Raw genomic sequence first — 22,347 nt, 5'->3', positions numbered from 1 at the left:
ATATTTTAAAAAAAGATTTTGGAAGCCTCGGCTAATTGTGCTGATTTTTCTTCTACATTTTCCCAAGGAAGTTCAAGATCTCTTCTGCCAAAATGTCCATAGGAGGCAGTCTTTCTAAAAAATTTACCTCCCATTTTTTTGGGTAGATTTCTTAAGTTAAATTCTTTTATTATTGCAGCGGGTCTTAAATCAAAGTGCTCTTTAATTAGCTCAGTCAAATTAGCTTGTGAAATAACACCAGTATCAAAAGTTTCAATGAGAATGGAAATCGGTTTCGCAACTCCAATTGCATAACTTAATTGTACTTCTGCCTTTTTAGCCAATTTAGCCTTAACTATACTTTTAGCGACATAACGTGCAGCATAAGCGGCTGATCTATCCACTTTTGTGGGATCTTTACCAGAGAATGCCCCTCCTCCGTGTCTTGCATATCCACCATAAGTATCTACAATAATTTTTCTGCCAGTAAGCCCAGCATCTCCTTGAGGCCCTCCCACTACAAATTTCCCTGTCGGGTTTACTAGAAATCTTGTATTGTGAATATCTGGTTTGATATCTAAATCTTCAGTAGCAGGAATTACAACATTTTTCCATAAATCTTCTTTTATTCTTTTACGAATTTCTTCTTCATTTGTGATTCCATCAATCTCAGGATTATGTTGCGTTGAAATTAAAATGGTATTGATCGAAACTGGCCCCCCTTTTTTGTAATCAATGCTTACTTGAGTCTTACCATCAGGGAGGAGATAATTAAGGATTTTTTCATGCCTTACTTTGGCAAGTTGAAGGGCTAATCTGTGTGCCAAGCTAATTGGTAATGGCATCAATTCAGGAGTTTCATCACATGCATAGCCAAACATTATGCCTTGGTCACCAGCTCCAGTATTATCTTCCAAATCATCATTAACATCATCTGCGTTATTCACCCCTTGTGAAATATCTGGCGATTGTTCGTCAAGTGCCACTAAAACGGCGCAGCTATTGGCGTCAAAACCACCTGCTCTAGAACCTTCATATCCAATTTCTTGAATTACATTCCTAACAAGTTTTATATAATCAACTTTTGCTTTTGAAGTTATTTCTCCAGTAAGTAAACAAAGACCAGTATTTACTACAGTTTCGCAAGCAACTCTACTTTCTGGATCTTCTGTCAATAAAGCATCTAGAACAGCGTCACTTATTTGATCACATATTTTGTCAGGATGGCCTTCAGTTACAGATTCAGAAGTGAAGATAAAATCACTCATTTAAATATAATATTTGTAAAACTAAACTTTATCCTAAATTAGACAGTTATAACTAATCAAATATTGTAAATTAAAAAATACTTATTTAAGAGCAAAGAACTTTGTGATCGCAATATTTCTACCCAAAACTTTGGTAATTTAGATTGTTTCAGATGCAGTTGCGGGGCTCTCTTCATTATCGTCAGTTTGCTCAAATAACATTTGCTTGTATTTCGCAGCCATTTCTTCAGCTTTACTAAAGACTTTCTGTGGGTCAGTAAGCATATCTCCAGGTTCAGGTTCAAGTGCTTTTGTAGATAATGAAATTCTTCCTCTTTCTGAGTCAAGGTCAATTATCATGACCTTCATCTGATCATTAACATTTAATACATTATGAGGGGTCTCAATATGTTCATGACTGATTTCAGAAATGTGCAAAAGGCCACTCACGCCTCCAATATCAATAAAGGCTCCATATGGTTTGATACCTTTAACAGAACCTACAACAACTTCGCCTACTTCAAGTCTATTCATTTTCTTCTCCACTAACGCTCTTCTATGACTTAGTACTAATCTGTTCCTTTCTTCATCAACTTCAAGAAACTTTAAGGGTAAGTATTCACCTTCTAAGTCATCTTTAATTCTTCGAGCACTTATATGCGAACCTGGGATAAATCCTCTCAATCCTTCCACCCTAACTAGGGCACCGCCTCTATTTGTTGCAAAAACTTCAGAATAAATAGTAGCGTCTTCCTTTTGCAGTTGTCTAACTCTTTCCCACGCCCTTTGATATTCAATTCTTCTAATTGAGAGTGCTAATTGTCCATCTTCATTCTCTTCGCTCATTATGAAAAATTCTCTGCTCTCTGAAGGTTGTAACACCTCATTTAGTCCTTCAACTTTATTTATTGATACCTCTTGTACAGGCATAAAAGCAGCTGTTTTTGCGCCAATATCTATCATGGCCCCTTTGGGTTCTAAAGCAAAAACAGTTCCTTTTACTAGATCACCGGGCTTAAAGTTATAGTCGTATTTCCCTAGAAGTGATGCAAATTCTTCTTGTGTGAAGCCTGCGTTTTCAAAATCTGTATTTATTCTGCTAGAAGAGGAATCTGCCGAAGGAATATCGTTCTTTTCGAATGCTATATCTTCCTCGTTATGGGATACTGTTGAAGTATCAACTTCATTAGAATTTTTAATTTCTTTATCTTCAGAAAGTTCTTTTATTGTCTGTGAAGAATTTTCGTTCATTTTTTGATTCGCAGACTACCTTAGGTAGTTAGAAAGGAATGCTATTAGCCTGCAAACCAATAGCAAAAACATATGTGTTATGTATTCTACACTTAAAGATGCTTAATTTTATAAAATTGAAGCTAATTGATTTTTTGAACTTCCTTTCAAAGATTCAAGAGTCGAGATAAAATCTTTTACGCCATTAAATTTTCTATAAACTGATGCATATCTTATATAAGCGACTTCATTTTCTTTTCTAAGATTTTTAAGAATTAAATCTCCAATTTGGGCAGATTTAATATCCTTATTTGAATCTTGCATGATTTGTGATTCAATTCCGTCTACAAAATTAATAATTGCTTCACTTGTGAAGGAAGTCTTTTCGCAAGCTCGTGATATACCAGTAATTAATTTTTGTTTGTCAAATAATTCTCTACTCCCATCTTTTTTTATAACCGAAATTGGCATTGATTCAACTCTTTCATACGTAGTAAATCTGAAGCTGCAATTTAAACACTCTCTTCTTCTTCTAACACTTTTGCCACTATCAGCAGATCTCGATTCCAAAACTCTGCTATCAGTATTTTGACAGGTTGGACACTGCATTTAGTGAATTAAGTTGAACTCCAACCCTAATAGTAGAATATAATTCTAATTATGAAAAGTAAAAAACCCTCTTGTTAGAGAGGGTTTTTTGAAAAAGTTCATTTCCTATCAAATTTAGGTGGATCTCTAAAGGCGACAGCAAAGAATAAAGTAACAACTGCGAGAGTTAAAATAAGAACGTAAGCAAAGGCTTCCATAAGATTAATTAATAAAGATTAGTTTAAACCCTACCTGGGATTCTTCTTGTGGTTTCATCACCAAGCTTCTTGAATAAACCAAATTCAACTTGGTCTCCAATCTCAGCATCAATACCAGCAAAGGAATTTCTGTAAAGAGTTCTTGAAGCATGCCACCAGTGACCAAACAAGAATAGCAATCCGAAACATAAATGTGCATATGTGAACCATGCTCTTGGGGAGCTTCGGAAAACACCATCAGATTTGTAAGTTTCTCTGTCAAACTTGAATGCTTCTCCAAGCTGAGCTTTTCTTGCTAATCTTTTGACTACTGCAGGATCAGTAAATGTTTGCCCATTTAAATCTCCTCCATAGATGGTAGCAGTTATACCAGTTTGCTCAAATGAATACTTAGCTTCAGCTCTTCTGAATGGAATATCTGCTCTTACATTACCTTCTTTATCTTCAAGTATGACAGGAAAGTTTTCAAAGAAGTTAGGTATTCTTCTGACTTCTAATTCGTTACCTTCCTTATCTTGAAAAGCAATGTGACCTTGCCAACCAGTTGGCAAACCATCACCATTAACAAGTGCTCCAACTCTAAATAAACCTCCTTTAGCGGGACTGTTCCCAACATAATCGTAGAAGGCTAATTTCTCTGGAATCGACGCATAAGCCTCTTCTTTTGTAGCACCATTATCAATGGCAGCTTGAACTCTTCTGTTGATCTCAGTTTTGAAATATCCTGAATCCCATTGATATCTGGTAGGACCAAACAATTCGACTGGAGTTGTGGCTGACCCGTACCACATTGTGCCTGCAACGACGAAAGATACAAATAGTACAGCTGCTAAAGCACTAGCTAGAACCCCTTCAAGACTTCCTAGTTTTAATGCTCTATAAAGCCTTTCTCCCGGTCTATTAGTAATGTGGAAAATTCCACCAATAATACCCATAAGTCCAGCAGCTATATGATTTGCCACAATTCCTCCAGGATTAAAAGGGTTAAATCCTTCTACTCCCCAAGAAGGAGCTACAGGCTCTACATGACCTGATAAACCGTAAGGGTCAGAAACCCAGATCCCTACGTTTGCACAATGGAATGCTCCAAATCCAAAACATGTGAGTCCTGCTAGAAGAAGATGAATACCAAAGATTCTTGGCAAGTCTAAAGCAGGTTCACCTGTTCTTGAATCTTCCCATAAGTCTAAGTCCCAGTATGTCCAGTGCCATATAGAAGCCAACATCAATAGTCCGCTAAAAACTATATGAGCTGCTGCAACACCCTCAAAACTCCAAAATCCAGGATCAACACCTGTAGCACCAGTGATATCCCATCCATTCCAACTACTTGTGATACCAAGTCTCGCCATGAAAGGCATAACGTACATTCCCTGTCTCCACATTGGATTTAGGACAGCATCAGAAGGATCAAAAATGGCTAATTCGTAAAGAGCCATAGAACCGGCCCAGCCGGCTAATAATGCAGTATGCATAAGATGCACAGCAAGTAGTCGACCTGGGTCATTAATAACTACTGTGTGTACTCGATACCAAGGCAATCCCATCGGTTAATTTCTAGTAACTATGCTGAATAAACAGCTAAACATCACGATAGTAAGGGTTTTTTAGTCTTTGGGGGATTTTTGTAAATAAATTTATTTTATGGCGAAATATGGGTAAATCAATTTGTATCACAATTGTTTCGAGCATTTTTTGACTAAAAATTGTTAATATTTTGGTCACAATTCTCAAAGTAAAACGCCAAAATAAGAAAAATAACAAAAAAAATGGCAACTATCAGATTCATCCGTGAAGATTTAGAGGTTCAATGCAATCCAGGTGAAAATTTAAGGGAACTAGTTATGAAAGAAAATTTACAACTTTATGGATTAAAGGGGATCTTAGGAAATTGTGGTGGTGCAGGCCAATGTAGTACTTGCTTTATTTCAGTTGAAGGAGGAAATAAAAATTCATTAAGTCCTCTTACTTCTGTTGAAGAAGAAAAACTTAAAAATAGGCCAGAAAATTGGCGTCTTGCATGTCAAACACTTATCAAGTCCTCTGCAGTAATTTTGACAAAACCTCAATCACCTCCTTCAAATTTAGAAGAACTAAAAAAAATTAGTGAAAATAAGAAGTTACCCCGCTAAATTGTTTAAGACTGTAAATAGGTTGATAAAAATTGTTGATTTTTCCACTTTATTTCTTGTTATGTGTTTATAGTCTTAGTACCAAACTGAACTCTCAATAAAATGGAAACAACCAATTTCGGATTCGTCGCAAGTCTTTTATTTGTAGGGGTGCCAACGATATTCCTTATAGGTCTATTTATTTCTACCCAAGATGGAGAAAAATCAAGCTTCTATTCAGATTCTAGTAAAGGTAGACTTGGGCCAAAACGCTAAGACTTACATAAATGCCCAGCATTCCTGTAAGAGAATTTTTATATTGGAAAAATAAACAACTTTCTAGAGGAGGAGATTATCAATCTTTTGCTACCCTACTTGATTGCATAGGGGGTGTCTCAGCAAATGATTTGAGCTTGTTGAGCATAAATCCTGAGGGAGAGATATATTTAAAAAATAATCTTGATTACTTATCATCTCTTTGGTGTAATCATTTAACATTTTCTACTCCTATTCAACATCTTTGTGGGATTGTTTTTTGGAGAAATTTAAAACTAAAAGTTACAGATAAAGTACTTATCCCTAGGTCGGAAACAGAACTTATAATTGATATTGTCTTTAGGATTTTTAAAAAAAAATCACAAAAACTAATTTTTGCTGAATTAGGAACTGGATCAGGTGCCATCAGTATTGCTTTGGCATTAGCTTGTCCTTTATGGGAGGGTTTAGCATCTGATATTGATCAAGATGCATTAGAAATAGCAACTCAAAATTATATAGATTCTTGTGATCAATCAAATTTGAAGTTTTTTTGCGGAAATTGGTGGACCCCTTTTGAGGGTTTTAAAGGTAAATTAGATCTCGCTATTTCTAACCCTCCATATATCCCAAGTGATACTTATGAGGAGTTGCCCAAGGAAGTAAAGGATTTCGAACCAAAGATTGCTTTAAGAGGGGGAACAGATGGGTTAAAGCATATTAGGGAAATAATCCAAAAAGCACCATTATACTTAAAAGAAAAGGGGTGGCTAATTTTGGAAAATCATTTTGATCAAGGTGAAAAAGTAAAACAACTTTTTATTAAAAACAAATTTACATCAGTAGAAATTGTGAATGATCTTTCAGGTGTTGGTAGGTTTACTATTGGAAGATATAAATAAATAATATTGGGAAATAATTTAAATGAATTTAATAAACTGTGAATCAGCTTTAAAGACGCTTAAAAATGGTCTACCCGTAATTTTCCCGACAGACACCTTACCTGCAATAGGATGCTTACCCGAATTTTCAAAAATAATTTATGAGTATAAAAAAAGAGACAAGAATAAACCTTTAATTCTTATGGGATCAGAAAGAAATCAATTAATTGACTACGTTCATGAATTAGCGAAAGAAGATTACGAAGATATAGCTTCAAAATATTGGCCTGGAGCTCTGACTATGATTATTCCTTCTTCCAGTCAGCGAAATATTGTACTAACAAGCAAAGATCTTACTCTGGGGTTAAGAATCCCAAATTCAGATATGGCTCAATCTCTCCTTAAAGAAACAGGTCCATTGTTAACTTCAAGTGCCAATCTTTCAGGTTTCACGGGATCAATTAAAGCTGAAGGTATTGCTTTAGACTTTCCTTCTTTAAAAATTTTAGGGCCTATTCCATGGGAAAAAAGTAGTGGGAAAGCTAGTACCATAATATCTTGGAAAGAAAGTGGAAAATGGGAGTTGGTTAGAGAAGGAGAAGTATTTGTTAAAGGATTAAATTAATGCTTTTATTGTTGTTTCTTGTTTTATTAATTCAATTTTCTACTTTTTGGATATTTGAACCTCTCACATCATTGCTAGAGTATGTGGTTGCGATTAAATTATTCCCTATATTTTCAATATTAGCTTTGATTTGGTTATTTTCAGCAAAGAAAATTGAACAGAATTAAATAATCAAAATGCCGGCTAACAGATTTGAACTGATGACCTTCGCTTTACAAAAGCGCTGCTCTACCGCTGAGCTAAGCCGGCACTATTACATCTTACAATCGCGGAGGAGGAATTTTCAGAATTTATTTAGCAATTTAAAATTTATTACTTTTTGATATCTTTAACACTTTTAGAACTCTTATCATTTTTTTTGAACTGTATTTCTCCTGAGAGAGTTCTTTTAATTGGCAAATTGGCAACTAGCGCAGTCATTCTATCTTCTGTTTCTAAGCTCACTGCTACCTCTTCAAAGTCAATTTCGACATACTTAGCAACTACATCAAGAATTTCTTTTCTCATCTTGTCTAGAAGATCAGTTGTCAAGGAACTCATATCAACTCTGTCATGAGCTAGTACAAGTTGTAACCTTTCCCTAGCCGTATTAGCACTAGCAGTTTCTCTGCCCAGTAATTTGTTTATAAGGTCTCTGAGAGTCATCATTTTAAAAAACCTTTGTTTGCATTAATCTCATGAACTTATCTTTAAGGCTTTTCCCTTCATTTTTGGGATCAATTATTGGCACATCCTTTCCTGAGAGTCTTTGAGAAACATTCAAATAACATTTTTTTGCAGGAGAACTACTTTCTGTAAGCGTTAGTGGCTCTCCTCTATTTGTACTAATAATTACTTGTTCATCTTCCAACACAATACCTAATAAAGGTAAAGAGAGAATTCCTTGAACATCTTCAATAGATAACATCTCTTGACTAGCCATCATGTTAGGGCGCACTCTATTAATTACGAGTTGAATAGGATCGATATCAGATGTATTAAGAATTCCAATTACTCTATCGGCATCGCGTACTGCAGATAATTCTGGGTTAGTTACAACAATAGCTTCTTTGCAGGCTGCAAGTGCATTTTTAAAACCATCCTCTACTCCAGCAGGACAATCGACTAAAACATAATCAAATTTTTCACTAAGTAGTTCGCTAATCTTTTGCATATCTTCCGGCTTCATCCAATCCAACATCCTAGGATCGCCGGCAGGCAAAAGAGCCAGATTGGGTTCTTTTTTATGTCTTACCAATGCTTGTTCAAGACGACAATTTTTGTCTAGAACATCCTGTGCTGTATAAATAATTCGATTCTCTAATCCTAAAAGAAGATCTAAATTTCTTAAACCGAAATCAGCATCTAATACAGCAGTGCTTGCGCCGCTGTTGGCAAGAGCTATGCCTAAATTTGCAGTCAAGGTGGTTTTACCAACCCCACCTTTTCCTGAGCAGATTAATATTGTGCGAGTATTTTCCGCCACGAATTTAATGTTTTTCAAATAAATAATAAGCCCAGTTTTAATAAAGTAAAATATTCTAAAGATTAAGTAATTCTTAAATTAATAAAGTTTGAATTAATTTATTTCAAATGATTGATTAATTTTTAGTTTCTATTATGTAAGGCTGAATAGTTATTGTTTGTTTATCTATTAAAGCAATCTCAGGATAGTAATTATTTGGCTTATCCTTTGGGCCAATAGCAATAACATCAGCAATTCTTAGTTGTAAAGGGTTTAAATGAAGAGACGCAATATAGGCACTATTATTCCCACCCTTACCTGCGAAGGCTATACCTAGTAGTTTCCCCCAAACGTAAATATTTTTCTTTGCTGTAACTATGGCTCCAGGATTGACGTCTCCTATAATGCATAGGTTTCCATTTGAAGATATTCTATCTCCCGATCTTACAGTCCCTTCGTGGAAGATATCATCTTTCTTTTTTGAATCAAATAATAATAACTTATGCTTGATCTCTTTTTCTTTAATAAAAGTTGAATCTATTTTTAATGACTTTCCTGCTAATACTGTATCTCTATTATTAGAATAGATAGATAAAGAACAAATATTAAATTTTTCAAAACTATTTTTTATTTTTAACCATTGATGAGATTTTATTGACTCATTGATTGCAAATATTTTTGCTTCCAAGCTGACTTTTTTTGAAGAAAATTTGTTTAATTTCTTATGGATATTGTCCAGATTTTCAATAGATAAAGTTTCTATGTATTCTTTGTTAGAGCTATTTATAATTATTTTCATTTAATTAAACTGCGTAATTATTTTTCATTAATGAAATTTGATTCTTAACTTCATTTCTAAATTGACCTGGGTAAATAATAAACGAGCTGTCCTGAGAACTCATTAAAGTATTTATTAACGATGAACTACTTTCTAATGCCTTTTGATAAGTTCCGTCCCATATTTTTAGTGCGTTGTTAGATTCAAAACCTTTAAAAGATCTTTCCTTAATACCGCAAAATATTTCTGAATCATAATTATTTTGTGCACATAATTTTTTAGCAAATGCAAGAATTTTTAATCTGTCTATTTTATTTAAAAAACTTATATCTGATGCTTTTAATAAGTCTCTATCAATAAACATTTTGCAAAGGGTAGAAAGTGGTTCGAAAGATTCATCTTTCCATCTAATTAAATGGTAATAAAAGGTTATATCATCATTTTTGATGAAATCATCAAAACCAATAAGCTCTGGGGAAAATATCCAATTATGAAGGGATTTGTCTAACCATATTTTTTTTTCAAAATTATTTTTTATTGTACAAATAATTTTTTCCAAAAGCCATGTTGATATTTCATTTATTCTGTGGTTGTAGATTGTTCTATACATCAAGTTTCTTAATACTAAGAAATGCTCAATAGCTAGTATTCCTTTTGGTTTGATTGCAATATTTCCATCAGGTGAAAAAGTAAGGGCTGAAATAATTCTCTCTAAATCTACTAAGCCGTATTTTGTACCTGTGTTGTAACTATCACGTAAGAGATAATCGAGACGATCGCAATCTATTTCACTGCTAATCAATGTTTTTAGAGGTTTTGAAAATAGTTGTTTTGATTTAAATAATTCTCCGATTTTTTTAGGTAATTCGTCATCATATTTCTTGAGTATTGAATTTATTGGAGAATAATTTTTAACTAATTTTTGAGACCACAGTTCGTGGTCATGATCAAATATCTCTTCGCTGGTATGGCTCAAAGGACCATGACCTAAATCGTGTAATAAAGCTGCTCCATAAAGGATAAATTTATTTTCACTAAATGAAGATTTGCTCTCAATTAATTTATTGTATATTTTTCTTGCGATACAAAAAACTCCAATTGAATGGGTAAATCTACTCGATTCTGCACCATGAAAAATTAATGATGCTGCCCCTAATTGTTTTATTCTTCTAAGTCTTTGAAAAGCTATCGTATCAATTAATTCCATAACCATAAGTTCTTCTGGCTTCCCTGAATCAAATACTATTTCTTTGTGAATTGGATCATGAAAAATTCTTTTTATACTCATAGATTTAATTTTTTTTTATCAATTGTTTGCTATTTCAAGTTTTAATCCCATCACTGCTCGGAGAGCTATTTTCAATGGAAACTTCTTCTTTTTCTAGAAGTGACTCAAGAAATAATTCTGCATTCCTTAACCATCTGTCATCAGAACTTCCGTATTCACTAGCATCCAGAAGATCCAATAACTTATCAGGGGTAATCCCTTGACCTTGAATATTATTGCCGTTGGGAGTTATGTAACTAGCAACTGTTATCGCTATTCCACTCTCTTCACCTAGGCTTTTTAGGGATTGAATTAAACCTTTTCCATAAGTTTGTTCTCCCATAAGAATCGATCTATCGTTATCCTGCAAAGAACCTGCAAGTATTTCACTTGCACTAGCAGTTCCTTTATTCACCAAAGTTACCATCGGGCCATCAAAAGATGTTTCTCTTTGAGAAGTTATTGCATCTTTGATCCCGTTTCTGTCTTTAGTCTCTACTATTGGCTTCTCACTCAATAATGAGTCTGCAACTGCTATCCCAGAGCTTACTAGCCCACCTGAGTTATTTCTGAGGTCTAATATTAATCCTTCAACCTCTTTTTCTTTTAACTCCTGAAGAGCTTCCTCAACTTTTTTGGGTACGCTTTCACTAAATTGAGTTATCCTTAAATATCCTATTGTGTGAGAATCATCTCTTAGTCTTTTTGTCCTGACTGGTCTAAGATCAACTGCTCTTCTTTCTAAATCTACTTCCCTAATTCCCTCTAGTTCAGAAGAAATTTCAACTAAGACTTTTGTTCCTGATTCCCCTCTTAACTTAGAGGCCGTATTTGCAAGTCCTAATTCTTCTGATGAAACCCCATCCACTTTTTCTATAAAGTCCCCACTAATTATTCCTGCTTCTTCCGCAGGTGAGCCTCCAAGAGTAGAAACAACTTTAACTTTTTTGGTTTCCTCATCTTCGCCCAATTGAAGACCGACGCCATTTATCTCACTACCAAAATTACTAGATTTCAGGAGCTCATAATCTTTTGGACGCAAAACCCTAGTATATGGATCTTCCAAAGGTTTTAACATGTCTTCAATTGCTGAATAAGCCTCCTCGCTTGTTTCAATTTGTTTCTGTAATGTTTTTTGTCTAATTCTTTTCCATTGTATTTCGTCAAACTTTTCTGGGTCGTAAAAACCCTCATTGACCAGGGACCAAGCGTCAAGGACTAATTGCTTACTATCACTGAGGGCATCTACCTCATCAATCAATAAAAAATTGGTAGAAAAAACAATGATCATGAACGCAGTGATCAATGTTTTGAATGTTAAAAGTTTGTTAAAAGATGAATTCATTGGGTTAAGTGTTAACACCAAGTATAAGAATTTTAAGTAAGCTCTTTAATATCAAAGCTAATTTTTTTTTGGATGGCGAATTCTTCATCTGTTTACGATTGGTTTCAAGAAAGACTTGAAATACAGGACATAACTGACGACGTAACTTCCAAGTACGTACCCCCACACGTAAATATTTTCTACTGTTTAGGAGGCATAACTTTAGTATGCTTCCTAATTCAATTTGCAACAGGTTTTGCAATGACTTTTTACTATAAGCCAACAGTTACTCAAGCTTACAATTCAGTTAGTTATTTAATGACAGATGTAAGTTTTGGATGGTTAATAAGATCTGTTCATAGATGGAGTGCATCTATGATGGTCTTAATGTTAATTCTCCATGTTTTTAGAGTTTATCTTACCGGTGGTTTTAAAAGACCAAGAGAACTGACATGGGTTACAGGCGTTGTAATGGCCGTCATAACTGTTGCTTTTGGTGTTACAGGTTATTCTTTACCATGGGACCAAGTCGGTTATTGGGCAGTTAAGATTGTTTCAGGAGTACCTGCAGCGATACCAGTAATTGGAGATTTTATGGTTGAACTACTTAGGGGTGGAGAAAGTGTTGGACAATCAACTCTTACCAGATTTTATAGTCTTCATACTTTTGTTTTGCCATGGTCATTAGCAGTATTCATGTTGATGCATTTTCTAATGATTCGTAAACAGGGTATTTCAGGTCCTTTATAAACACTTATAATTAAATTATCTCCTAATTTCAAATGTCAACTTTAAAAAAACCAGATTTATCTGATCCAAAATTAAGGGCAAAGTTAGCCAAAGGTATGGGTCATAACTATTATGGAGAGCCAGCTTGGCCAAACGATTTACTATACATATTTCCGGTAGTAATATTAGGTACCATTGCATGTGTAGTTGGATTAGCTGTTCTTGACCCTGCAATGTTGGGAGACAAAGCAAATCCTTTTGCAACTCCCTTAGAAATTCTCCCTGAATGGTACCTCTACCCAGTTTTCCAGATATTAAGAGTAGTTCCAAATAAACTTTTAGGTATTGCGCTTCAAACGTTAATTCCTCTTGGATTAATAATTTTACCCTTCATTGAAAATGTCAATAAATTCTCTAACCCTTTTAGAAGGCCAATAGCAATGTCAGTTTTTTTATTCGGTACTTTTTTAACAATTTATCTTGGTATAGGGGCTTGTTTGCCTATAGATAAGTCTCTAACTTTAGGTCTTTTTTAAAACTATATTTTAAACATATCTAGATCATCATTATCTTCTCTAAGAAAATGATTCATTAAAAGAAAACCAACAATTGTCCATGTTTGGTAAGTTCTTGATTGTTGACCAACCCAAGTACCAGTAGGTCCATCAAAATATTCGGCCCATTCTTGCCTCGGCAATTGATTTAGTTGACACCAATAGGATTCTTCTATTAAAGATTTCATTTCTTCCATAAGAATTACATCATCAGAAGGAAATTTCTTTTGATGTAATAGAACCGCTGTGCCAAAAAACCAAAGTAAGCTTGGCCAGTGACCACCATTATGGTAACTCCAAGGCCAATTCTTTGGATCCGAACCAGTTTTGTTTTGCCATTCTTCTACATCCATATGGGGGTGACAAATTCTCATAGGCATTTGGGCCATTAAGTGCTGTCTGTTGTGTAAAACTAATCTAAATAGAGCTCTTTGTTCCGCAGGCGGAAGTACGCCGAACATACAGGCTAAAGAATTTCCTAAACTATAAAATCTAAAGTCAGGTCTTCCTGTTCTAATATTTCCTATTAAATATCCACCTCTATTTTCTAACCAATCTTGAAGCCATGAGGGAACTACCTGAGGTTGAACGTTAAATTCATTGAAGTGTTGATCATCACCATACTGCTCAGTTGGCCTTCTTCTTAAGATTTGCATTGTTTGACTGGTAACCCAATAATGTTTCAAGAGAAAACTTCCTAGATCCTTTACCCATTGATTTGTGAGAATAAGTCTTTGATCTAATAATCTGCTTACATGATCTGCTCGACTTAATTCCATTAAATTTATGCAGCTTTTTAAACATCCATGAAGTAAAACTTCAACTTCTAGTGGTGCTCCCCACACATCCATAGGTCTATCAATCATAAATGCACAATCTGGAACAAAAAGTACGGGAGTGCCTTCAAATGTTGGATGCAGTACTAAATCTAATAAAAGTTGAATACCTCTTTGTACACTTTGACTTTTTCCAAATTCATAATCACCACTTTTATTGACATAGTACCAACATAAAATTGGCCACCATAAACTTGCATCAGCTGAAGTAATCCTGCCAATTGATCTTTGACCATAGTCTCCAATAAGTTTCCCATTCTCTTCAACAAAACTTGTAGGAAATACACCACGAGTTTGATAATTAGTGCTTTGTAACTCGAGGCATACACTCAAAAACTTTTTTACAATTCCGTATCGTTTTTGAGTAAGGAGATAAATCATTACAGGAACATTGTCTCTTAAAAATATTTCTCCGTAATTTAATTTTTTATTTTTTGTTGGATGTTCTAGTGCTGCCACACTGCCTACCAGCTCGCCTGATATTTCAACCAAGGTCTTTTCGAAGTGTTTTTGAGCATTTGTTACAATTGTTTCCTCATCGGAACTTGGTCTTACTCTTAAATTTTTTTGACTAAATCTTTCTGCCATTTCATTAATATCCCTTTATTTAAGCCTAGTTGTTTAAGGAGACTTTGAACAAATAAAAAATTAATGAAAAATTTTTGTATAAAAGGTTGCACAATTACAGTGGGATGGTTTAATATTTTCTTCTGGGCAAAAATATTTTTTTTTGCAATATTCAAGCAATTATCTTAAATCTGATTTTTGGTAATTTCACGAATATTTTGGAGATTTGATCTAGATCATTATTTTCAGCCAGAAGAAGGGTTTCCCCTTCGAAGTGAGTTAATCACTTGTTGTTTAACTCTGCACCTAGAAAATTTAAAAACTTAGGAACTGATGCTTTTATTGCGTCAAAACTTTATCAAATTTAGATTTGGTAATTTTGAGATGTATTTGCAATAAAGGTGTGAGGTCCCGTCAAGAATATATAAATTGTTTTCATTTACTAACTTTAGTTTTTATGAAAACCAACGGATCTGAGATCTTGGAAAGTCACTTTAAAATATTTTTTAATGTGCACTCAAAGTAATCCTTAATAATTTAAGGAGGCTGAACCTAGATAATTTAAGTCAATCTTATTTTTATTTAGAGAATGCAATTCATATTGAGTAGATTTATCTACAAAAGGATTTGAACACAACGGAGAGTTTGATCCTGGCTCAGGATGAACGCTGGCGGCGTGCTTAACACATGCAAGTCGAACGAACCTTCGGGTTAGTGGCGGACGGGTGAGTAACGCGTGAGAATCTGCCCTCAGGAGGGGGATAACGGTTGGAAACGACCGCTAATACCCCATATGCCTATTGGTGAAATGAATTTCGCCTGAGGATGAGCTCGCGTCTGATTAGCTTGTTGGTGAGGTAATGGCTCACCAAGGCTTCGATCAGTAGCTGGTCTGAGAGGATGATCAGCCACACTGGGACTGAGACACGGCCCAGACTCCTACGGGAGGCAGCAGTGGGGAATTTTCCGCAATGGGCGAAAGCCTGACGGAGCAACGCCGCGTGAGGGACGAAGGCCTCTGGGCTGTAAACCTCTTTTCTCAAGGAAGAAGATATGACGGTACTTGAGGAATAAGCCACGGCTAATTCCGTGCCAGCAGCCGCGGTAATACGGGAGTGGCAAGCGTTATCCGGAATTATTGGGCGTAAAGCGTCCGCAGGCGGCTTTTCAAGTCTGCTGTTAAAACGTGGAGCTTAACTCCATCATGGCAGTGGAAACTGAAAGGCTTGAGTATGGTAGGGGCAGAGGGAATTCCCGGTGTAGCGGTGAAATGCGTAGATATCGGGAAGAACACCAGTGGCGAAGGCGCTCTGCTGGGCCATTACTGACGCTCATGGACGAAAGCCAGGGGAGCGAAAGGGATTAGATACCCCTGTAGTCCTGGCCGTAAACGATGAACACTAGGTGTCGGGGGAATCGACCCCTTCGGTGTCGTAGCTAACGCGTTAAGTGTTCCGCCTGGGGAGTACGCACGCAAGTGTGAAACTCAAAGGAATTGACGGGGGCCCGCACAAGCGGTGGAGTATGTGGTTTAATTCGATGCAACGCGAAGAACCTTACCAGGGTTTGACATCCTGCGAACCTCTTAGAAATTTGAGGGTGCCTTCGGGAATGCAGTGACAGGTGGTGCATGGCTGTCGTCAGCTCGTGTCGTGAGATGTTGGGTTAAGTCCCGCAACGAGCGCAACCCACGTTTTTAGTTGCCAGCATTTAGTTGGGCACTCTAGAAAGACCGCCGGTGATAAACCGGAGGAAGGTGTGGATGACGTCAAGTCATCATGCCCCTTACACCCTGGGCTACACACGTACTACAATGCTACGGACAAAGGGCAGCAAACTCGCGAGAGCTAGCAAATCCCATAAACCGTGGCTCAGTTCAGATCGTAGGCTGCAACTCGCCTACGTGAAGTAGGAATCGCTAGTAATCGCAGGTCAGCATACTGCGGTGAATACGTTCCCGGGCCTTGTACACACCGCCCGTCACACCATGGAAGTTGGCCATGCCCGAAGTCGTTACTCCAACCCTTGTGGAGGAGGACGCCGAAGGTGGGGCTAATGACTGGGGTGAAGTCGTAACAAGGTAGCCGTACCGGAAGGTGCGGCTGGATCACCTCCTAACAGGGAGACAACAAAATGTTAAATATTAATTTTGTCACCTTAGGTCGATCGGTATCTCACATTCTTAATTTTTAAGGATTTTATTTCCTAAGTTTTTTCTAGGTCACACCCACTACTTTTCCTGGGCCATTAGCTCAGGTGGTTAGAGCGCACCCCTGATAAGGGTGAGGTCCCTGGTTCAAGTCCAGGATGGCCCATATCTCTATGTTGGGGGTATAGCTCAGTTGGTAGAGCGCCTGCTTTGCAAGCAGGATGTCAGCGGTTCGAGTCCGCTTACCTCCACTGATCACCACCTCTTCATAATTTATAGAAGGGAATTGTTTTGAGTTGTGATCAAATTCTGAACGAATCTAGCTTCTTAATTAAACTCATTAAGATGCTGGACTCATTGAATTAATTTCATTGTTTTCAGAGAACCTTGACAACTGCATAGATTATTTTTAAAGACAATAAGCATCTTTAATGATGCAGATTTATTATTTGTGCGAATGCATTAAATAACAATTCTATTAAGCTGATGCTTCAATTTTTGAAGTTATTGGTCAAGCTACAAAGGGCTCACGGAGGATACCTAGGCACACAGAGGCGATGAAGGACGTGGTTACCTGCGATAAGTCTCGGGGAGTTGGAAACACACTTTGATCCGGGAATTTCCGAATGGGGCAACCCCATGTACGGCCAACTGAATATATAGGTTGGTGCGAGCTAACCCAGCGAACTGAAACATCTTAGTAGCTGGAGGAAGAGAAAGTAAATAACGACTCCCTCAGTAGCGGCGAGCGAACGGGGAACAGCCCAAACCGATAGTCTTGACTATCGGGGTTGTGGGACAGCAATATGGATCAATAAGTCTAGAAGAAACGTTTGAATGGCGTGCCACAGAGGGTGAAAGCCCCGTAATCGAAAGATAAGTTGACCTAGCTGTATCCCGAGTAGCACGGAGCACGTGGAATTCCGTGTGAATCTGCGAGGACCACCTCGTAAGGCTAAGTACTACTGTGTGACCGATAGTGAAACAGTACCGCGAGGGAAAGGTGAAAAGAACCCCGGGAGGGGAGTGAAATAGAACATGAAACCGTGAGCTTACAAGCAATGGGAGCCCGACTAATCGGGTGACCGTGTGCCTGTTGAAGAATGAGCCGGCGACTTATAGGCACTGGCGGGTTAAACCGGAAATGGTGGAGCCACAGCGAAAGCGAGTCTTAATAGGGCGTTTGTCAGTGTTTATAGACCCGAACCCTGGTGATCTAACCATGGCCAGGATGAAGCTTGGGTGATACCAAGTGGAGGTCCGAACCGACTGAAGTTGAAAATTCAGCGGATGAGCTGTGGTTAGGGGTGAAATGCCAATCGAACCAGGAGCTAGCTGGTTCTCCCCGAAATACGTTGAGGCGTAGCGTCTAGTGCTCCAGCAGGGGGGTAAAGCAACCATTTCGGTGCGGGCTGCGAAAGCGGTACCAAATCGATATGAACTCTGAATACCCTGTGTGTAACTAGGCAGTCAGACTGTGGGGGATAAGCTCCATAGTCAAGAGGGAAACAGCCCAGACCGCCAGCTAAGGTCCCAAAATTAACGCTAAGTGATAAAGGAGGTGGGATTGCCCAGACAACCAGGAGGTTTGCCTAGAAGCAGCCATCCTCAAAGGAGTGCGTAATAGCTCACTGGTCGAGCGATCCTGCGCCGAAAATGAACGGGGCTAAGCGTTATACCGAAGCTGCGGATAAATTTATTTATGGTAGGGGAGCGTTCTATGTAGGGTGAAGCGTTAGCGTAAGCGGACGTGGACAGCATAGAAGTGAGAATGTCGGCTTGAGTAGCGAAAACATGGGTGAGAATCCCATGCCCCGAAACCCTAAGGGTTCCTCCGGCAGGCTCGTCCGCGGAGGGTTAGTCTGGACCTAAGGCGAGGCCGAAAGGCGTAGTCGATGGATAACAGGTCAATATTCCTGTACCAGTTGTGTTTTGAGAAGGGGGACGGAGAAGGCTAGCCAGGCCAGATGTTGGTTACTGGTTCAAGCGTTCGAGGCTTTGAGAGATGGAGAAAACATCTTGAGCTAAGGCGTGAGTACGAGCTGCTACGGCAGCGAAGTTGGTGATGTCATGCTTCCAAGAAAAGCCCTATACTCGTTAAGACACAAATGCCAGTACCCGAAACCGACACAGGTGGGGTGGTAGAGAATACCGAGGGGCGCGAGATAACTCTCTCTAAGGAACTCGGCAAAATGGCCCCGTAACTTCGGGAGAAGGGGTGCCAGCGAGAGCTGGTCGCAGTGAAGAGGCGCAAGCGACTGTTTACCAAAAACACAGGTCTCCGCTAAGTCGCAAGACGATGTATGGGGGCTGACACCTGCCCAGTGCCGGAAGGTTAAGGAAGCTGGTTAGCTTTTAGTGAAGCTGGCGACTGAAGCCCCGGTGAACGGCGGCCGTAACTATAACGGTCCTAAGGTAGCGAAATTCCTTGTCGGGTAAGTTCCGACCCGCACGAAAGGTGTAACGATTTGCGCGCTGTCTCGGAGAGAGGCTCGGCGAAATAGAATTGTCTGTGAAGATGCGGACTACATACACCCGGACAGAAAGACCCTATGAAGCTTTACTGTAGTTTGATATTGTGCTCGGGCTCTGAATGCGCAGAATAGGTGGGAGACGTTGAAATAGTGCTTGTGGGTACTATTGAGTCATCGGTGAGATACCACTCTTTTAGAGCTAGGGTTCTAACGCTTACCCGTTATCCGGGAAGCGGACAGTATCTGATGGGCAGTTTGACTGGGGCGGTCGCCTCCTAAAAGGTAACGGAGGCGCACAAAGGTTCCCTCAGGCTGGTTGGAAATCAGTCGTTGAGTGCAAAAGCAGAAGGGAGCTTGACTGTGAGACCTACAAGTCGAACAGGGACGAAAGTCGGTTTTAGTGATCCGACGGTTCTGCGTGGAAGGGCCGTCGCTCAACGGATAAAAGTTACTCTAGGGATAACAGGCTGATCTCCCCCAAGAGTTCACATCGACGGGGAGGTTTGGCACCTCGATGTCGGCTCATCGCAACCTGGGGCTGAAGTCGGTCCCAAGGGTTGGGCTGTTCGCCCATTAAAGCGGTACGCGAGCTGGGTTCAGAACGTCGTGAGACAGTTCGGTCCATATCCGGTGTATGCGCAGGAATATTGAGAGGATTTCTCCCTAGTACGAGAGGACCGGGAGGAACGCACCTCTGGTGTGCCAGTTATCGTGCCAACGGTAAACGCTGGGTAGCCATGTGCGGAGTGGATAACCGCTGAAAGCATCTAAGTGGGAAGCCCACCTCAAGATGAGTATTGCCATGGCTTAAGCCAGTAAGGTCACGGGAAGAACACCCGTTGATAGGCTCTACGTGGAAGCTTGGTAACAAGTGCAGCGGAGGAGTACTAATAGACCGAGGGCTTGACCAAATAAACTTAATTTATTGTTTTTAATTTATATAATTTTCTATGCAGTTCTCAAGGTTCACACTATCCTGGTGTTCATGGCGATGTGGAACCACTCCGATCCATCTCGAACTCGGTTGTGAAACGCATCAGCGGCGAAAATATTTAGGGGGTAGCCCCTTGAGAAAATAGCTCAATGCCAGGTAAAATATTTAAAAGGGTTTACTTATTCTGAGTAAGCCCTTTTTTATTTTTGGCATTTAGGACACCAATGCGTACTTCTTCCAGTAATTTTTTGCCTTTCAATTAAATTTCCACATTTGCGACATTCTTTCCCAGTTCTCCTGTAGACATTTGTCTGTAAACCAAAATTCCCATTCTCTCCTTCCAAGTCCCTAAAATCGCTAAATGTCGTTCCCCCAGAACCTATACTTTTTTTTAATACAGTTACAATTGATTCTTTGAGCTTGATTAATTCATTCTTCTTTATTGTTCGAGCTTCCCTAAAAGGTGAGATGCCAGCAGAGTATAAACTTTCATCAGCATAAATATTACCTATACCTGCCACTATTGTTTGATCTAATAAAATAGCTTTTATAGATTTTGTTCTTTTTGAAATAACTTTAATAAGATAATTTGCATCAAAGTCTTTAGAAAATGGTTCTGGTCCTAATGAACCTAATCCTTTGATTACTTTGTTAAGCGATAGGCCTTTATTAATCCACCACATTTGACCAAAACTTCTTACGTCAACGTACCTAAGCTCATTATTATTTTTATCGAAAAATCTTATTCTTGTATGTTTACAGGGCAGAGTTGAGTTTTCAATAAATTTGAAATATCCAGTCATTCTTAGATGAATTACAAGAAATCCGTTATTTTGTGAATTCTCTAGAGGAAATTGAGTATTTTCATTTTGGATTTCTTTTAATTGAGCTATTAAATATTTTCCTCTTCTATCCCATTTATAAATAAGTGAGTTCTGAAGTCCTTTAATAAATTCTTCTTTGTTTGATGGGAATGCAACAGTTGAATCCCTACAGACTTCTACTTTTTTAATAATAAAGTTTTTAAGTTTTTGCTCTAAACCTCTGCGAACAGTTTCTACTTCAGGTAATTCAGGCAATTATTTAAGCTTTCTCTAATTCACTTTCAGCGAAATTATTTGTATTTGCTCCACCATCAGTTCCGCTTATCCCAGCGTAATTTACTTTATCGAATCTCACTACACAGTTATATTTAATACCTGAGGTATCAACTGAAGCCACTTTACCTATTTCATTGTACCAATATGATTCTGGTCTTTTTACTCTAACTAGATCTCCTCTTGAAATTGCCATTACTATTAATTTAACTTTTTGTAGAATAACTCATCATTAATATTCTTAGACAAATTATTCACACATATTAATTAAAAGTTCTAACAAAAATCATTTATTAAATTATTTTCGAATTCTTCTTTAGCAGGCTTACTTCCCATCCACTTCTTGCCAGGTCTTCTTACATCTAATTCATTTGTATCGCAATTGATTGAAAGAATCAGTTTTTTATTTTCTTGATTTAGTACGTTTAGAACTTTTCTACCTTTAAAACCTTTATGTGCTTTACTTTGAATAATTATAGGACCATAAATTTTCTTATCTAACTCAAGAAAGTCATTATTTTTTTTATTTTTAGTTGTTTCATAGTTTTCTGAATTAATTTTGTTCTTTTTTCTTATTATGAGCTTTTGACCAACTTTTATTGAATCAGGATTATTGATATTATTCATCTCTATTAGATCGATTACTTTTAAATCATAATTGTTTGATATCTCAGTAAGATTTTCACCAGTTTGAATAATATGATAATTATTTATCAAATCTGATTGTTTTGTATGATTTTCAGTAGATTTGGAGATAATAAGATTTTGGCCAACAAAAATATAATTTTCATCTTTTAAGTTATTCAGTTTAATAATCAAATCTTTATTGATTGAATAGAATTTTGAAATACTTGATATTGTATCTCCACTTTTTACAATATGAATTTTTTTTATTTCTGGTTTTACTTCAGTAATTGATTCTTTTTGAGCAATATTCTCAATTTTATTTTTTGCTGAAAATATCTTTTCTTCAGATTTTATCAATGATTGATTAAAAAAATTAATAAATATGGCAATTACTAAAAATGCAAATTTCATTAAACTCACTTTTTATTTAAAG

General features: G+C 37.5%; 20 protein-coding genes, 3 tRNA genes and 3 rRNA genes. 11 read left to right on the top strand and 15 right to left on the bottom strand.

Annotation, left to right across the window (positions count from 1 at the left end):
- Positions 1 to 5: 5 nt before the first annotated feature.
- From JJ847_00720 to psbB, 5 genes are all read right to left on the bottom strand, one after another.
- A complete protein-coding gene (locus JJ847_00720) occupies positions 6 to 1,247 on the bottom strand; it encodes a methionine adenosyltransferase (protein MBO6959408.1) in 1,242 nt (413 codons plus the stop codon).
- A 138-nt stretch (positions 1,248 to 1,385) separates the two neighbouring features.
- Entirely contained in the window at positions 1,386 to 2,477 is a 1,092-nt protein-coding gene (locus JJ847_00715; GenBank protein MBO6959407.1) for a 30S ribosomal protein S1, read from the bottom strand.
- A 108-nt stretch (positions 2,478 to 2,585) separates the two neighbouring features.
- A complete protein-coding gene (gene nrdR, locus JJ847_00710; GenBank protein ID MBO6959406.1) occupies positions 2,586 to 3,065 on the bottom strand; it encodes a transcriptional repressor NrdR in 480 nt (159 codons plus the stop codon).
- Between the two features lie 98 nt (positions 3,066 to 3,163).
- Complete coding sequence (locus JJ847_00705; GenBank protein MBO6959405.1) at positions 3,164 to 3,262, bottom strand: photosystem II reaction center protein T; 99 nt, start codon at positions 3,260 to 3,262, stop codon at positions 3,164 to 3,166.
- Positions 3,263 to 3,285: 23 nt separating this feature from the next.
- Positions 3,286 to 4,809, bottom strand: coding sequence for a photosystem II chlorophyll-binding protein CP47 (gene psbB / locus JJ847_00700; protein MBO6959404.1), 1,524 nt, complete (start codon positions 4,807 to 4,809; stop codon positions 3,286 to 3,288).
- 222 nt (positions 4,810 to 5,031) lie between these two features.
- On the opposite strand from psbB, the gene JJ847_00695 reads away from it, so the two are divergent.
- The 4 genes from JJ847_00695 (at position 5,032) to JJ847_00680 (ending at position 7,134) form a co-directional block, all read left to right on the top strand.
- On the top strand, positions 5,032 to 5,394 hold the full coding sequence (locus tag JJ847_00695) for a (2Fe-2S)-binding protein (GenBank protein MBO6959403.1): 363 nt from the start codon (positions 5,032 to 5,034) through the stop codon (positions 5,392 to 5,394).
- Positions 5,395 to 5,496: 102 nt separating this feature from the next.
- A complete protein-coding gene (psbM, locus tag JJ847_00690; GenBank protein ID MBO6959402.1) occupies positions 5,497 to 5,649 on the top strand; it encodes a photosystem II reaction center protein PsbM in 153 nt (50 codons plus the stop codon).
- A gap of 11 nt (positions 5,650 to 5,660) precedes the next feature.
- A complete protein-coding gene (gene prmC / locus JJ847_00685) occupies positions 5,661 to 6,530 on the top strand; it encodes a peptide chain release factor N(5)-glutamine methyltransferase (GenBank protein ID MBO6959401.1) in 870 nt (289 codons plus the stop codon).
- Between the two features lie 22 nt (positions 6,531 to 6,552).
- Positions 6,553 to 7,134: an L-threonylcarbamoyladenylate synthase gene (locus JJ847_00680; protein ID MBO6959400.1), complete on the top strand. Its 582-nt coding sequence runs from the start codon at positions 6,553 to 6,555 to the stop codon at positions 7,132 to 7,134.
- 177 nt (positions 7,135 to 7,311) lie between these two features.
- Here JJ847_00680 and JJ847_00675 read toward each other — a convergent pair.
- The 6 genes from JJ847_00675 to JJ847_00650 form a co-directional block, all read right to left on the bottom strand.
- Positions 7,312 to 7,383: transfer RNA gene (locus JJ847_00675), tRNA-Thr, on the bottom strand.
- 63 nt (positions 7,384 to 7,446) lie between these two features.
- Positions 7,447 to 7,782, bottom strand: coding sequence for a cell division topological specificity factor MinE (gene minE, locus JJ847_00670; GenBank protein MBO6959399.1), 336 nt, complete (start codon positions 7,780 to 7,782; stop codon positions 7,447 to 7,449).
- A gap of 1 nt (position 7,783) precedes the next feature.
- On the bottom strand, positions 7,784 to 8,599 hold the full coding sequence (minD, locus tag JJ847_00665; protein MBO6959398.1) for a septum site-determining protein MinD: 816 nt from the start codon (positions 8,597 to 8,599) through the stop codon (positions 7,784 to 7,786).
- Between the two features lie 115 nt (positions 8,600 to 8,714).
- Entirely contained in the window at positions 8,715 to 9,377 is a 663-nt protein-coding gene (locus JJ847_00660; protein MBO6959397.1) for a septum site-determining protein MinC, read from the bottom strand.
- A gap of 4 nt (positions 9,378 to 9,381) precedes the next feature.
- Positions 9,382 to 10,644: an HD domain-containing protein gene (locus JJ847_00655; GenBank protein ID MBO6959396.1), complete on the bottom strand. Its 1,263-nt coding sequence runs from the start codon at positions 10,642 to 10,644 to the stop codon at positions 9,382 to 9,384.
- Positions 10,645 to 10,678: 34 nt separating this feature from the next.
- A complete protein-coding gene (locus tag JJ847_00650) occupies positions 10,679 to 11,968 on the bottom strand; it encodes a peptidase S41 (GenBank protein ID MBO6959395.1) in 1,290 nt (429 codons plus the stop codon).
- A gap of 72 nt (positions 11,969 to 12,040) precedes the next feature.
- On the opposite strand from JJ847_00650, the gene JJ847_00645 reads away from it, so the two are divergent.
- Together JJ847_00645 and JJ847_00640 are read left to right on the top strand one after the other, a co-directional pair.
- On the top strand, positions 12,041 to 12,697 hold the full coding sequence (locus JJ847_00645; GenBank protein ID MBO6959394.1) for a cytochrome b6: 657 nt from the start codon (positions 12,041 to 12,043) through the stop codon (positions 12,695 to 12,697).
- A gap of 32 nt (positions 12,698 to 12,729) precedes the next feature.
- Positions 12,730 to 13,212 carry a cytochrome b6-f complex subunit IV gene (locus JJ847_00640; GenBank protein MBO6959393.1) on the top strand — a complete coding sequence of 161 codons (483 nt, stop codon included), beginning with the start codon at positions 12,730 to 12,732 and terminating at the stop codon, positions 13,210 to 13,212.
- 2 nt (positions 13,213 to 13,214) lie between these two features.
- Here JJ847_00640 and JJ847_00635 read toward each other — a convergent pair whose 3' ends face one another.
- Positions 13,215 to 14,654, bottom strand: a complete 1,440-nt coding sequence (locus JJ847_00635) for a glycoside hydrolase 100 family protein (protein ID MBO6959392.1) — start codon at positions 14,652 to 14,654, stop codon at positions 13,215 to 13,217.
- Between the two features lie 612 nt (positions 14,655 to 15,266).
- Between JJ847_00635 and JJ847_00630 the strand changes: the two genes are divergently transcribed.
- The 5 genes from JJ847_00630 to rrf all read left to right on the top strand — a co-directional run bounded on the left by JJ847_00630 (position 15,267) and on the right by rrf (position 20,348).
- Positions 15,267 to 16,751: ribosomal RNA gene (locus JJ847_00630) — 16S ribosomal RNA — on the top strand.
- Positions 16,752 to 16,874: 123 nt separating this feature from the next.
- A tRNA-Ile gene (locus JJ847_00625) sits at positions 16,875 to 16,948 on the top strand.
- Between the two features lie 12 nt (positions 16,949 to 16,960).
- Positions 16,961 to 17,033 (top strand) — tRNA-Ala (locus JJ847_00620).
- 258 nt (positions 17,034 to 17,291) lie between these two features.
- Positions 17,292 to 20,167, top strand: a 23S ribosomal RNA gene (locus tag JJ847_00615).
- A gap of 64 nt (positions 20,168 to 20,231) precedes the next feature.
- A 5S ribosomal RNA gene (rrf, locus tag JJ847_00610) occupies positions 20,232 to 20,348 on the top strand.
- Together the 16S, 23S and 5S rRNA genes with 2 tRNA genes alongside form the textbook arrangement of a ribosomal RNA operon.
- 42 nt (positions 20,349 to 20,390) lie before the next feature.
- Here rrf and JJ847_00605 read toward each other — a convergent pair.
- The 3 genes from JJ847_00605 to JJ847_00595 all read right to left on the bottom strand — a co-directional run bounded on the left by JJ847_00605 (position 20,391) and on the right by JJ847_00595 (position 22,325).
- Entirely contained in the window at positions 20,391 to 21,269 is an 879-nt protein-coding gene (locus tag JJ847_00605) for a DNA-formamidopyrimidine glycosylase (protein ID MBO6959391.1), read from the bottom strand.
- 4 nt (positions 21,270 to 21,273) lie between these two features.
- On the bottom strand, positions 21,274 to 21,483 hold the full coding sequence (locus JJ847_00600) for a photosystem I reaction center subunit IV (protein MBO6959390.1): 210 nt from the start codon (positions 21,481 to 21,483) through the stop codon (positions 21,274 to 21,276).
- Positions 21,484 to 21,563: 80 nt separating this feature from the next.
- Positions 21,564 to 22,325, bottom strand: coding sequence for a LysM peptidoglycan-binding domain-containing protein (locus JJ847_00595; GenBank protein MBO6959389.1), 762 nt, complete (start codon positions 22,323 to 22,325; stop codon positions 21,564 to 21,566).
- Between the last annotated feature and the right edge of the window lie 22 nt (positions 22,326 to 22,347).

This window comes from Prochlorococcus marinus CUG1438 (genome assembly GCA_017644325.1).
Taxonomy (GTDB): Bacteria; Cyanobacteriota; Cyanobacteriia; order PCC-6307; family Cyanobiaceae; genus Prochlorococcus_A; species Prochlorococcus_A marinus_AA.
Note: the sequence above shows the minus strand (reverse complement) of the source record. Positions and strands in the feature narration are given on the sequence as shown.